The 12482-nt window shown below is 67.3% G+C and carries 12 protein-coding genes; 7 read left to right on the forward strand and 5 right to left on the reverse strand.

What is annotated here, in order from left to right; genetic code table 11:
- Positions 1 to 12 precede the first annotated feature (12 nt).
- The 7 genes from ACPTTF_RS23460 (at position 13) to ACPTTF_RS23490 (ending at position 7912) form a co-directional block, all read left to right on the forward strand.
- Positions 13 to 882, forward strand: coding sequence for a hypothetical protein (locus ACPTTF_RS23460; protein ID WP_423368413.1), 870 nt, complete (start codon positions 13 to 15; stop codon positions 880 to 882).
- A gap of 146 nt (positions 883 to 1028) precedes the next feature.
- Positions 1029 to 1898 carry a hypothetical protein gene (locus tag ACPTTF_RS23465; protein WP_423368414.1) on the forward strand — a complete coding sequence of 290 codons (870 nt, stop codon included), beginning with the start codon at positions 1029 to 1031 and terminating at the stop codon, positions 1896 to 1898.
- A 122-nt stretch (positions 1899 to 2020) separates the two neighbouring features.
- On the forward strand, positions 2021 to 2890 hold the full coding sequence (locus tag ACPTTF_RS23470; RefSeq protein WP_423368415.1) for a DUF6708 domain-containing protein: 870 nt from the start codon (positions 2021 to 2023) through the stop codon (positions 2888 to 2890).
- A 146-nt stretch (positions 2891 to 3036) separates the two neighbouring features.
- Positions 3037 to 3906 carry a hypothetical protein gene (locus ACPTTF_RS23475; protein WP_423368416.1) on the forward strand — a complete coding sequence of 290 codons (870 nt, stop codon included), beginning with the start codon at positions 3037 to 3039 and terminating at the stop codon, positions 3904 to 3906.
- Positions 3907 to 4164: 258 nt separating this feature from the next.
- Positions 4165 to 5772, forward strand: a complete 1608-nt coding sequence (locus tag ACPTTF_RS23480; RefSeq protein WP_423368417.1) for a trypsin-like peptidase domain-containing protein — start codon at positions 4165 to 4167, stop codon at positions 5770 to 5772.
- A 227-nt stretch (positions 5773 to 5999) separates the two neighbouring features.
- The gene (locus ACPTTF_RS23485; RefSeq protein WP_423368418.1) at positions 6000 to 7211 is read left to right on the forward strand and encodes an MFS transporter; all 1212 of its coding nucleotides are present in this window, start codon (positions 6000 to 6002) and stop codon (positions 7209 to 7211) included.
- 161 nt (positions 7212 to 7372) lie between these two features.
- On the forward strand, positions 7373 to 7912 hold the full coding sequence (locus tag ACPTTF_RS23490) for a DUF4303 domain-containing protein (RefSeq protein WP_423368419.1): 540 nt from the start codon (positions 7373 to 7375) through the stop codon (positions 7910 to 7912).
- A 63-nt stretch (positions 7913 to 7975) separates the two neighbouring features.
- Here ACPTTF_RS23490 and ACPTTF_RS23495 read toward each other — a convergent pair whose 3' ends face one another.
- The 5 genes from ACPTTF_RS23495 to ACPTTF_RS23515 form a co-directional block, all read right to left on the reverse strand.
- On the reverse strand, positions 7976 to 8674 hold the full coding sequence (locus tag ACPTTF_RS23495; RefSeq protein ID WP_166951951.1) for a fumarylacetoacetate hydrolase family protein: 699 nt from the start codon (positions 8672 to 8674) through the stop codon (positions 7976 to 7978).
- A 125-nt stretch (positions 8675 to 8799) separates the two neighbouring features.
- Positions 8800 to 9741, reverse strand: coding sequence for a helix-turn-helix transcriptional regulator (locus tag ACPTTF_RS23500; RefSeq protein WP_423368420.1), 942 nt, complete (start codon positions 9739 to 9741; stop codon positions 8800 to 8802).
- A 119-nt stretch (positions 9742 to 9860) separates the two neighbouring features.
- Positions 9861 to 10646, reverse strand: coding sequence for a YkgJ family cysteine cluster protein (locus ACPTTF_RS23505; RefSeq protein WP_423368421.1), 786 nt, complete (start codon positions 10644 to 10646; stop codon positions 9861 to 9863).
- Positions 10647 to 10706: 60 nt separating this feature from the next.
- Entirely contained in the window at positions 10707 to 11306 is a 600-nt protein-coding gene (locus ACPTTF_RS23510; RefSeq protein ID WP_423368422.1) for a uracil-DNA glycosylase family protein, read from the reverse strand.
- Between the two features lie 121 nt (positions 11307 to 11427).
- Positions 11428 to 12480, reverse strand: coding sequence for a CmpA/NrtA family ABC transporter substrate-binding protein (locus ACPTTF_RS23515; RefSeq protein ID WP_423368423.1), 1053 nt, complete (start codon positions 12478 to 12480; stop codon positions 11428 to 11430).
- Positions 12481 to 12482 lie beyond the last annotated feature (2 nt).

A 12482-nucleotide genomic window follows, 5' to 3' on the forward strand; every position in this document is an offset into this window, starting at 1 on the left:
ATGGGTATCGAGATGAAAAACGAGAAGAGCGACTACCGGGTTCTGTTGCCGGAATGGAATCAAGCAGATCCGTATTTCAACAAGTTCCCCGGGAAACTGGCGAGAACCCGGCAGGGCGTCACGCCACCGTGGCGGGTGGCAAGCGATGACAAGCGGAGGCCTGTTCACGAGATGGCCAGCACCTGCGATTCTCTTCTGAACATCTACCCGAATGCGATCGAGGTTGGCACACCAATGGGTGCCGGCGGGAAAACGGTGTTTTTGTTGATCGGTACGCTGATGGGGCTGCTCGGTACGTGGGGATTCGGCTACCTGGCGGTGCTGGTCTTGCAGGAAGTCCCAGTTCTCGGTGCCGTCGTCTGCCTTTTCACCTTACTGGTCCTTTTGTGTGGGGTGTTCTGCCTCCGAGCGGCGCTTTTTTCTCCCCGCGATCTCCCCGTTCTGTTCAACCGGAAGGATCGCAGCGTGAGCTTCATTCCCTATGTGTCGCCGCCGTTCTGGCGATTCTGGGAAAAAGGCGGGGTAGGGGCCGTACGCACGCGTGCATGGGACGACGTGAAGGTTCGATCCTACAAGTGGACGCAGTTTACGGGGGCGGCGGCGCGGGAATCCTATTTCCTGTCGCTGTTGTGGGGCGAGGTTGGCAATCCCCAGTCGTGCGCCGAGATCGTCAATATCGGCTACGCCGGGTGGTGGGAAGACGCAATGCTCTGGCGGCTGTATGAACATATCCGGCGTTACATGGAGGAGGACGGCCCTCCGATCCCGCGTGGAGAAGCGTTGCGCCGGACAGGTACCGGCAAGCTACCCACCTTCCCGGCGGAGATCATTGCCGCAGCCGGCGGCGTTGCGATCAAGGTGGAGGAGGCCGCAAATCTTTGATTGGCTTCGCGACGACGAAGGCGCACCGCTTCGCGGGTTCGAGCGGGTGGCCAGACGTGATGACGTTCATGTTCGGGGCGATCATCACGTGGTCGACGATATTGAGATTGCCGAGATAGTAGAGCGTACAGTTCCGGTGCATCGAGATGAAAAGCGACAAGAGCGACTACCGCGTGCTGCTGCCCGAATGGAATCAAGCGGATCCGTATTTCAACAAGTTCCCTGGGAAACTGGCGAGAACCCGGCAGGGCACCACGCCACCGTGGCGGGTGGCAAGCGATGACAAGCGGCGGCCTGCTCACGAGATGGCCAGCACTTGCGATTCCCTTCTGAACGTCTACCCGAATGCGATCGAGATTGGCACACCGATGGGCTCAGAGGGAAAAGCGGTGTATCTGTTGCTCGGCACGCTGATGGGGCTGCTTGGTGCGGGGGGATTCGGCTACGCGGCGGTGCGGACCTTTCAGGAGGTTCCTGTCCTTGGTATCGTCATGTTCCTTTTCACCTTGCTGGTCCTTTTGTGTGGGGTGTTCTGCCTCCGGGGGGCGCTCTTTTCTCCCCGTGATCTCCCCGTTCTGTTCAACCGGAAGGATCGTAGCGTGAGCTTCATTCCCTATGTGACGCCGTCGTTCTGGCGATTTTGGGAGAAAGGTGGTGTAGGGGCAGTGCGAACTCGGGCGTGGGACGACGTGAAGGTCAGGTCCTACAAGTGGACGCAGTTTACGGGGGCGGCGGGCCGTGAATCCTATTTCCTGTCGCTGCTGTGGGGCGAGGTTGGCAATCCCCAGTCGTGCGCCGAGATCGTCAATATCGGCTACGCCGGGTGGTGGGAAGACGCGATGCTGTGGCGGTTGTACGAACATATCCGGCGCTACATGGAGGAAGGCGGTCCCCCGATACCGCGCGGCGAATCGTTTCGCCGGACAGGCACCGGCAAACTGCCCACGTTCCCGGCGGAGATCATTGGCGCTGCCGGCGGCGCGGCGATCAAGGTAGAGGAGGCGGTGAACCTTTGATCGGTTTCGCGGGTTCGAGTGGATGGTCGGACGTGAAGACGCTCGTGTTCGGCTCGATCATCACGTTGTCGGCGATATCGAAATTGCCGAGATAGTGAAGCGTAGGGTTCCGGTACATCGAAATGAAAAGCGAGAAGAGCGACTACCGCGTGCTGTTGCCGGAATGGAATCAAGCGGATCCGTATTTCAACAAGTTCCCCGGGAAACTGGCGAATACCCGGCAGGGCGTCACGCCACCGTGGCGGGTGGCAAGCGATGACAAGCGGCGACCTGCTCACGAGACGGCCAGCACCTGCGACTCTCTTTTGAATATCTATCCGAATGCGATCGAGGTTGGCACACCGATGGGCGCGGGTGGGAAAACGGTGTTTCTGATACTCGGTGTGCTGATGGGGCTGCTCGGCGCGGGGGGCATCGGCTATGGGGCAGTGCTGACCTTGCAGGAGGTTCCTGTTCTTGGCGTCGTCATGTGCCTCGTCACCTTGGTGTTCCTTTTGTTTGCCGTGTTCTCCCTCCGGATGGCGCTCTTTTCTCCGCGGGATCTCCCCGTTCTGTTCAACCGGAAGGATCGCAGCGTGAGTTTCACTCCTTATGTAACGCCGTCGTTCTGGCGATTCTGGGAGAAAGGCGGGGCAGGAGCCGTACGCACGCGAGCGTGGGACGACGTGAAGGTCCGATCGTACAAGTGGACGCAGTTTACGGGGGCGGCGGCGCGTGAATCTTATTTTCTGTCGCTGTTGTGGGGTGAAGCAGGCAATCCGCGGTCGTGTGCTGAGATCGTCAATTTCGGCTACACGGGATGGTGGGAAGACGCGATGCTGTGGCGATTGTACGAGCACATTCGACGCTACATGGAGGAGGACGGCCCCCCGATACAGCGCGGAGAAACACTGCGCCGGACAGGTACCGGCAAGTTGCCCACGTTCCCGGCGGAGATCATTGACGCTGCCGGCGGCGCGGCGATCAAGGTAGAGGGGGCGGTGAACCTCTGATCGGTTTCGCGATAGCGAAGGCTTGCTGCTCTCGCGGTTCAAGCGTGTGGCTGGACGTGATGACACTCATGTTCGGCTCGATCATCACTCCGTCGGCGATATCGAAATTGCCGAGATAGTAGAGCGTACGGTTCCGGTACATCGAAATGAAAAACGAGAAGAGCGACTACCGCGTGCTGTTGCCGGAATGGAATCAAGCGGATCCGTATTTCAATAAATTCCCCGGGAAACTGGCGAATACCCGGCAGGGCGTCACGCCACCGTGGCGGGTGGCAAGCGATGACAAGCGGCGACCTGCTCACGAAATGGCCAGCGCCTGCGACGCCCTTTTGAACATCTACCCGAATGCGATCGAAGTTGGTACGCCGATGGGCGCCGGCGGGAAAACGGTGTATCTGATGCTTGGCGTGCTGATCGGGCTGTTCGGCACGGGGTGCATCGGCTATCTGGCAGTTCTGGCTTTGCTAGAAATTCCGGTCTTCGGCGTCTTCATGTCCGTTGCCACCGTGCCGTTCTTTTTGTTTGCAGTGTTCTGCCTCCGGGGGGCGCTCTTTTCTCCCCGGGATCTTCCCGTTCTCTTCAACCGGAAAGATCGCAGCGTGAGCTTTATTCCTTATGTGCCGCCACCGTTCTGGCGATTCTGGGAGAAAGGCGGGGCAGGAGCCGTACGCACGCGCGCATGGGACGACGTGAAGGTCCGATCGTACAAATGGACGCAATTTACGGGGGCGGCGGGCCGTGAATCCTATTTCCTGTCGCTGTTGTGGGGCGAGGTTAGCAATCCGCAGTCGTGTGCGGAGATCGTCAATATTGGCTACACCGGATGGTGGGAAGACGCGATGCTCTGGCGACTGTATGAACATATCCGGCGTTACATGGAGGAGGACGGCCCTCCGATCCCGCGTGGAGAAGCGTTGCGCCGGACAGGTACCGGCAAGCTGCCCGAGTTCCCGGTGGAGATCATTGCCGCAGCCGGCGGCGCGGCGATCAAGATAGAGGAAGCCGCCAACCTTTGACGCGATACCGTCTCTCGGCGGTGCGGCAAGTTAGCCGCCGCTCAGGACAATCGGACTTGTGCGGATTGACGAATCGCGCACTTTGTTCGAAACGAACGCCGTCGCGGCTCCGCGCCCGCCGTGCCGCCCGGCATTCGGGTTTCGATTCGTATGTTCGAACAGGCCGCGTGGACTATAAATGGATGCGTGTACCGGTGCTTGTCGGGCGCCTGCGCGTCTCGCGCAGGTCGTCGCCGCGACTGCCGGGGGAGGTGCACCGTGGTTCGCCAGACGCTTGCTCGCGCCGTGCTTCGCACCGCGTTGATCGGGGGCGTGTTTGCCGTTTTTTTGCCGCCGCCGGCTGCCATTGCCGCCACCCTCGCGCCGCCCGCCGCGCCACGCGCCCTGAAGCAACGGCCGCCCGCTTCGCCTTATGCGATGCCGGTCGATTTTCCGGCGATCGTCGATCGCTACGGTCCGGCGGTCGTGACCATCATGGCCACCGCGCCCGACCAGCAAAGTGGCGGCCCGTCCTTCGCGATTCTCGATCCCGACGATCCGCTCACCGCATTCTTCCGGCACGACGCGCCGCCGCCAGCGCAGGGGCCAGCACAGGGGCCACAGGCGTCACAGGCTCCACAGGCTCCACAGGCTCCACAGGCGCCGGCGCCCGACACGGCACCGCGCGCGGTATCGGGTAGCGGTTCGGGCTTCATCGTCAGCGCCGACGGCCTGATTCTCACCTCGGCCCACGTGGTCGACGATGCGACCGACGTGACGGTGCGGCTCACCGACCGCCGCGAATTCAAGGCGACCGTGCTGGCCGTCGATCCGCAAAGCGACGTCGCCGTGCTGCGCGTCAACGCGACGAAGCTGCCGTTCGTGCGCGTCGGCGATTCGTCGAAAGTACGGGCGGGCGAGCCGGTGATGACGATCGGCGCGCCGGACGGATCGGGCAACACGGTCACGGCCGGCATCGTCAGCGCCACGTCGCACCGGCTGCCGGACGGCAGCGCATTCCCGTTCTTCGAGACCGACATCGCGCCGAACCCCGACAACTCGGGCGGCCCCGTGTTCAACCGCGCGGGCGACGTGATCGGCATCGCGGTGCAGGTCTATACGGGCACCGACCGCTACGCGAGCACGACGTTCGCGATCCCGATCGCGTTTGCCGCAAAGGTGCGTGCGCAACTGCAGAAGCAGATGCAGGCGCAGCAGTCCCAGGCGCCGGGCGAGTCGTCGTCCGGCAATGCGATCGGCGTCGACGTGCAGGATGTCGGGATCGGGCTGGCCGCGGCGTTCGGGTTGCCGCGTCCGGCGGGCGCGCTCGTCAACGGCGTCGCGCCCGGCTCGCCGGCCGCCGCGGCCGGCGTGAAGCCCGGAGACGTGATCGTGAAGCTGGGCGACAAGACGATCGGCCGCTCGGCCGAGCTGAACGACCTGGCCGCCGCGCTGCCGCCCGGCCAGAAGGCGCCGCTGCGGCTGATCCGCAACCGCGCGCCGGTGATGCTGACGATCACGGGTGCCGACGAGGCCGCCGGCAACGCGGGGCCGACCATCGGCATGGCCGCGCCGAAGGCGGCCGCACGACCGGGCGCGGGGGCCGGCGCGGGCGACGGCGGCGACCGTCTCGGGCTGACGATGCACGCGCTGAGCGACGACGAGCGCCGCTCGACGGGGCTCGCGGTCGGGATGATGGTGGACGCGGTGCACGGCCCGGCCGCGACCGCGGGCATCCAGCCGGGCGATGTCGTGCTGGAGCTCAACGACACGCTGCTCGAGACGCCGGACGACGTGCAGTCGCTCGAAGCGAACGGCGGCAGCGTGATCGCGGTGCTGATCCAGCGCAACAACGCGCGGAAGTTCGTGTCGGTGCGGGCGCGTTAGGGCGTTGACGCGGCGGGTGTCGCCCGCCTAACATCGTTCGATATCGCGGGCAGTCAGCCCGGCATTCAGGAGCCATTCGGCATGAAAACGGCTTGCTTCATCGTAGTAGTCCACAGGCGCAGGGTCCGGTAGCGGCACCGCGCCGGCACCCATGCGCCCCCGACTCGCTCGGGGGCTTTTTTTTGCATTGCGCACGGCCGTGCGGCATGTGCGCGGAGGGCATCCGCTTGCAATCGAACCTGCCGATCGCTTCCGAACGGGCGTCGCCGAGACACGCGACGCTGATCCTGCTGTGCGCGCTCTCGGTGCTGCCGCTGAGCCTGTTCCTGCCGTCGTTGCCGGCAATCGCGCGCGACCTGCACACCGACTATGCGCTCGTCGCGCTGTCGCTCGGCGGATACGCGGCGGTGGCCGCGTCGCTCGAGTTCGTGATGGGGCCGCTGTCGGACCGGTTCGGGCGGCGGCCGGTCGTGCTGGCGAGCGTCGGTGTGTTCGCGCTCGGCTCGCTCGGCTGCGCGATGGCGACCGATATTCGGGCGTTTCTGGCATGCCGGCTGATGCAGGCGGCGATCACGTCGGTCTATCCCGTGTCGATGGCGACGATCCGGGACACCGGCGGCGGTGCGCGCGCAGCGAGCCGGATCGGCTATGCGGCGATGGCGGCCGCGTTCGCGCCGATGCTCGGCCCGACGCTCGGCGGCGCGCTCGACCAGACGGCGGGCTGGCGCGCGAGTTTCTGGCTGCTCGGCGCGGCGGGCATCGCGCTGTTCGTCTGGTGCGCGTTCGATTTCGTCGAAACCCATGCGAACCGGTCGTCGAGCCTCGGGCAGCAGCTTCGCGCGTATCCGGCGCTGCTTCGTGCGCGCCGTTTCTGGGCCTATGCGCTCTGCATGGCGTTTTCGACCGGCTCGTTCTACGCGTTCCTGGCCGGCGCACCGCTCGCCGCGCAGACGGTGTTCGGCATCGCGCCCGCGGAGATCGGCTTCTACATGGGGACCATCACGGCCGGCTTCGTGTGTGGCAGCTTCCTGGCCGCGCGTTACGCGCGCCGCTTCGCGCTGGCCACGACGATCCTGTGCGGGCGGATCGTCGCGTGTGCGGGGCCGTTGCTCGGCCTCGCTCTGATGTTCGGCGGCGCGACGCAGGCGATCGCGTGGTTCGGGCCGTGCGTGCTGGTCGGCATCGGCAACGGGCTGACCAATCCCGGCGCGCATGCCGGCGCGGTGTCGGTGCGCCCGGAGCTGGCCGGGAGCGCGTCGGGGCTGGCCGGCGCGATGACGATCGCCGGCGGCGCCGCGCTTTCGTCGCTGACGGGCGCGGTGCTGACACCGGGCAACGCGGGTTATGCGCCGCTGGCGATGATGCTGCTGTCGGCCGCGATCGCGCTGGCGGCGGCCGTCTGCGTGCGGGTGTTCGAGGCGCGGGATGCCGGGCGGTGAACGCGAGTACGCGGTATCGCCGCGCGTTGTCGGGCATGGGTGCGGGCACCGCTACCGTGCCGCGGGCGATTGGCGGACAATCGACCGAATATCGGGAGACGACGAACCCGCCGCGCGCCGGGCATGCTCCGGCGCGCGAAGGGCGATTGGACGAGGGAGCGATGAGCGACTTTTCTGATTTCCAGCGAGAAATCGCCGACGCCGCGAGAGCGACATTCAGGGCGCTGCGGGCGCTGCACCCGGACGAGCATTTCTACGCGTTCGCGCTGTATACCGACAGTGGCGCGATGACGGTGGTGCCGGCGGCCAATTCGGTCGAGGGGCTGCGCCGGATCCGCGAGCAGCAGGCCGTCGCGGATGACGACCCGTGGTATGCGTGGGGCTTTTCGGAATGGGCGTATGCGGCGGCGGAAGCGTCGCCGTTCAATGCGATCTGCGGCAAGCTCGCCGATGACGTGCTGAGCCCGCAGTTTGTCCGGTCGAGATTCTCGGAATTTTCGCGGCAACTGCACGCCGACATGATCGGTGCGTTGCGCCTGCTCGACCGCGAGGGCCTGTTCGGCACGGGCGACGAAAGGGCGGCGATCACGTTGTTCGTGTCGATCAGCGACGACAACGCTGCCGAGGCGCTGGAAAACGAAGCGGCGAAAGCGCTGAATCCACCGGCCGTCGCCGACGCATTCCTGCGCCGCTACGACTGACCGGCATCGGGATATCGCACGGCGGCCCCGGACTGGCGGCCGCCATGCTTGCTGCGTGACGGCTTACGGCTTCGCGCCCACGACGAACTCGAACGTCGCGACGCCGTCGACGCCGCCCGTGACGCGATCACCGGGCTGCAGCGCGCCGACCCCGGCCGGCGTGCCGGTGAAGATCAAATCGCCGGCCTTCAGCTCGACCGAGCGCGACACATACGCGATGACGTCGGGCACGGCCCAGATCATGTCGGCGAGGTCGCCTTGCTGGCGCGTTTCGCCGTTGACTGCGAGCCAGATGCGGCCCGTCGCCGGGTGGCCGGTGGCCGACGCCGCGCGCAGCGCGGTCACGGGGCCCGATGCGTCGAAGCCCTTTGCCCAATCCCACGGACGGCTCAGCTTCTTCGCTTCGGCCTGCAGGTCGCGGCGCGTGAGGTCGACGCCGACGCCGTAGCCCCATACATGCGACAGCGCGTCGGCCGGGTCGATCGAGCGCCCGTCCTTACCGATCGCGACGACCAGCTCGATTTCGTGATGGAGGTCGTTGGTCAGCGGCGGATAGGGGACGGTGCCGCCGGCCGGGACGATCGCGTCGGCCGGTTTCGTGAAGAAGAACGGCGGTTCGCGGTCGGGATCGGCGCCCATTTCGCGCGCGTGGTCGGCGTAGTTGCGGCCGACGCAGAAGACGCGGCGCACCGGAAAGCGCGCGGACGACTGTTCGACTTCGACGGAAGGACGCTCGGCAGCGTCGATGACATATGCGGACATCGGAGGGCCTCGTTCGGTGGGAAGACGGATGCCGCGCCTGTGCGGCGCACGGGCCGGCATGCGTGCAACGATACCCGACGCCCGTGCGGCCGGATGCGACGCAACTGCGTTTTACCGGGACAAAACTACGCGTCGGCCGCCGTCGGCGTGTCGTCGCCGCCGGGCAGCGCGGCATTCGCGTCGCGGTACGCCTTCGGCGACACGCCGACCCGCGCGCGGAAGCGCCGCGCGAAATACCCTTCGTCGCGGAACCCGACCGAGCGCGCGATATCCGCGATGCGCCGGCTCGTGTGGGCCAGCAGCGACTGCGCGAGCGCGATCCGGCGCTCGGTTACGAGATCGGTGAAGGTGCTGCCGGTTTCCTTGCGGACCAGGTGCGCGAGGTAGTTGGGCGACAGGAACGCGGCCTCGGCGGTCGCGGCAAGCGTCAGGTCCTCGCGGGTCAGGTTGGCGCGCACGTGCCGCAGCACGCGCGCGAGCGCATCGCGCCGGCCCGCGCGCTGGGCCCCGCGCTGTGCGAGCTTGTCGAGCGCACCCGCGTACTGCGTGCAGACGAGCCCGATCAGTTGCAGCAGGTAGCCGCGCAGCAACGTGGTCGAGCCGAAGGTGCGCACGCGATCGGTATCGAGCATGCACAGCGCGAGGCGGCGCGCTTCGTCGTAGGTGTCGCCGGTCAGGATGAAATCGAGGTGTTCCTGGAAGCGGAACGGCGTCAGCTCGGGAAAGCGGTGGGCGGGCACGTCCTCCAGGTCGAGCGGATCGACGTCGAGGTCGGCACGCAGGAACGCCTGGCTGAAGTTGATCACGATGAAGTGCGCACCTTCCGGATGCGGGATCAGGTGCTCACGGTGCGGCAGCACGAACGCAAGCGCGCCGCGCGGAAACGGCCGCGTGACGCCGCCGATCCGTTGCTCGGTGTCGCCGCCGAGATTGAACTGGATCTGGAAATACGCGTGCCGGTGCGGCTCGGTGATGGCCTGGCGCGACGCCTGGTCGCGGATGTAGAAGTCGAGCCGGTCGCTGCGTTCGGGCATCCCGTACAGGCGCGGCGGGGCGGTGGAGGGCATGAAGGATTCTGCTGTTCGTGACGCGGTTGAGCCGCGATGGTACAGCGAACCGGGCGCGGCGGCGATCCGTGCGGCCGCACGGCTTTGCCCGGTGTCGCTCGCGGCGTGCCGCGCGGCGGTCATTCGTCCGGGTGGAAGCCGAGATAACGGGCGTGCTGGCTGCCGCTACCTGCACGCTGACTGGTCGCGCCGACCGACACGAGCGCATCCATGGTCGACGTACGGTTCGACACCAGCGTCCAAGCGATGGCGTCGTCGGCGCGGGCCGGTGCCGGCTCCGCCGCGCGCAGCGCCGTCAGCGCCGCGAGCAGCGTGGCGGCCGGCGGCGCATGGATCGCGAACCCTTCGTTGGCAACCGCCGCCGTATCGATCCCCAATGCCGCGCAAAGCCGTGCCCGCAGCGGCGTCTCGGCTTCGCTCGCTGCACGCGAACGTGCGATGTTCTCGCGGGTAGCCGCGTCGACGATCGTGCCGCCGCGGACGAACGGTGCCTGCTGCCACGCATCGGGCGTGCATTGCTTGCCGCCCGGCACCAGCGGCACGAACGGATTTACTTCGGCAGGATAGATCCGGCACACGAGCGGGCGCTCGTCGTAGATCGCGCACCGCAGGTCGTCGAGCAGGTTCGGGCACGGCCCGGCATGGGTCGCGGTGAGCATGACCGTGATGCGGACGGGCAGCGAGCCGCTGAGCGCGGCGGTCGAGCGCACGCGCTTGTACGCGGCGAACGCGTTGTCGGGCTCGGGCTCGACGAGCCACGGCATCGCGTCGCACAGCAGTTCCACGTGGCCGCCGCGCTGCAGCCACGCAGTGGCCTCGTCGATCGTCAGCGGAATGCGCAGGTCGCGGCAGCATCCGCCGCAGCCGTTGCAGGCAAAGTCGAGATCGGTGGGGGTGTCGTTCATTCTGTTTCGATTCGGATGACGGGGACGTCGCGAAGCGTCGCGACAGGGCAATGGTTTCGTTTACCGGGTGACCAGCGGCGCGACCCGGCGCCGCAGCTCGGGCACGACGTCGGCGTCGAACCAGGGGTGGTGCTTGAACCACGCCTGGTTGCGCGGCGACGGATGCGGCAGCGGCAGCACGTCGGGGCCGTAGTCGCGCCATGCGTGGACGGTGTCGGTCAGCGTGGCCTTGCGCGTGTCGCGCAGGAAATGCCGCTGCGCATACTGGCCGATCAGCAGCGTGAGCCGGATCGACGGCAACTCGGCGAGCAACCGGTCGATCCACAGCGGCGCGCATTCGGGGCGCGGCGGGTTGTCGCCGCTGGCACCGCGGCCCGGGTAGCAGAAGCCCATCGGCACGATCGCGAAGCGCGTCTCGTCGTAGAAGATGTCGGCGTCGACGTCGAGCCAGCCGCGCAGCCGCTTGCCGCTCGCGTCGTCCCACGGGATGCCGCTCGTATGGACGCGTGTGCCCGGCGCCTGCCCGACGATCAGGATGCGCGCATCGCGATGGGCACGCACGACCGGGCGCGGGCCGAGCGGCAGGTCGGCTTCGCAGGCACGGCACGCGCGGATTTCAGTGAGCAGCACGTCGAGCGGCGCGCGCGTGGGTTTCGGCATCGAATCTGATCGGGGACGGAGTGGTCATGCGGCGTCACCCGGGGGCGCGTGCCGGGCGCCGACAGGCGGCCCGGACAGGCGTGGCGCGGGAGCGCGCGCCGCCTGCATCACGCGGCGCGCCTCACGCCCGCGACGGGCCCGGTGCGCCGCTTTCGGCGACGGCAGCATCATACAACGCGGTTTGCGCGATCGCTCTGGCGATCTCCGCGTCGTCGTGCGAACCGTCGAGCATGCCCCAGCGCCGGTATTGGGACAGGAACCACTGGCCTTCACGCGGATCGGGGCGGTTCACGGCACCGCCGTCGTGGAAGCGGATCGGCAGCGGCGGCACGGCGAACGGCCCCGATCCGTAGTCGCCGAGCAGGCGCGGCGCGATCAGCCGGGCCGGCACGCCGAGCGCGTCGGGCGACGCGAGCCAGTCGGCCGCCTCGCGACGGTGCGGGGCGCTGTCGAGCCACGCGCAGGCATCGACGAGCGTGCGGATCAGTGCGCGCGCGGTGGCCGGATACAGCGCGACGAAATCGCGCCGGGCGGCGAGCACCTTCTCCGGATGATCGGGCCAGATCTCGCTCGTGACGGCGACGGTCCGCCCCGCGCCGCAGGCCTCGGCCACCGCATGCCACGGCTCGCCGGCGCAGAAGCCGTCGAGTTCGCCGCTGGCGAGCGCGGCCACCATCTCGGGCGGCGGGATCACGACGCTGCGCACGTCGCGCAGAGGGTCGACGTCGTGCGACGCGAGCCAGTGGTTCAGCCACATCGCGTGCGTGCCGGTCGGGAACGTCTGCGCGAGGAGCGGCTTGCGGCCGAGCGTTGCGAATGCCTCGCGCACGCTGCCGCTGCCGCGATAGGCGTCGGCGAGGCCGCGCGACAACGAGATCGCCTGGCCGTTGCGGTTCAGCACCATCAGCGCGGCCATGTCGGCCTGCGGGCCGCCGATCCCGAGCTGCAGCCCGCAGACGAGCCCGTACAGCGCATGCGCGGCGTCCAGCTCGCCGCTCAGCAGCTTGTCGCGAACGGCGGCCCACGATGGCTGGCGGCTGAGTTCGAGCGTGAGGCCGTGCCGCGCACCGAGGTTCAGGCGCTGCGCGACGATCAGCGGGGCCGCGTCGCTCAGCGCGACGAACCCGAGGCGAAGATGCGCGCGTTCCGGCGCGACGGGAGAGGAGGTATCCATAG

This window comes from Burkholderia crassaminum (genome assembly GCF_964265005.1).
In the GTDB taxonomy this organism is placed as follows: Bacteria; Pseudomonadota; Gammaproteobacteria; order Burkholderiales; family Burkholderiaceae; genus Burkholderia.

Coding starts and splice junctions, on each gene's coding strand:
- ACPTTF_RS23460 (WP_423368413.1), top strand. CDS start 13: ATGAAAAACGAGAAGAGCGACTACCGGGTTCTGTTGCCGGAATGGAAT.
- ACPTTF_RS23465 (WP_423368414.1), top strand. CDS start 1,029: ATGAAAAGCGACAAGAGCGACTACCGCGTGCTGCTGCCCGAATGGAAT.
- ACPTTF_RS23470 (WP_423368415.1), top strand. CDS start 2,021: ATGAAAAGCGAGAAGAGCGACTACCGCGTGCTGTTGCCGGAATGGAAT.
- ACPTTF_RS23475 (WP_423368416.1), top strand. CDS start 3,037: ATGAAAAACGAGAAGAGCGACTACCGCGTGCTGTTGCCGGAATGGAAT.
- ACPTTF_RS23490 (WP_423368419.1), top strand. CDS start 7,373: ATGAGCGACTTTTCTGATTTCCAGCGAGAAATCGCCGACGCCGCGAGA.
- ACPTTF_RS23495 (WP_166951951.1), bottom strand. CDS start 8,674: ATGTCCGCATATGTCATCGACGCTGCCGAGCGTCCTTCCGTCGAAGTC.
- ACPTTF_RS23500 (WP_423368420.1), bottom strand. CDS start 9,741: ATGCCCTCCACCGCCCCGCCGCGCCTGTACGGGATGCCCGAACGCAGC.
- ACPTTF_RS23505 (WP_423368421.1), bottom strand. CDS start 10,646: ATGAACGACACCCCCACCGATCTCGACTTTGCCTGCAACGGCTGCGGC.
- ACPTTF_RS23510 (WP_423368422.1), bottom strand. CDS start 11,306: ATGCCGAAACCCACGCGCGCGCCGCTCGACGTGCTGCTCACTGAAATC.
- ACPTTF_RS23515 (WP_423368423.1), bottom strand. CDS start 12,480: ATGGATACCTCCTCTCCCGTCGCGCCGGAACGCGCGCATCTTCGCCTC.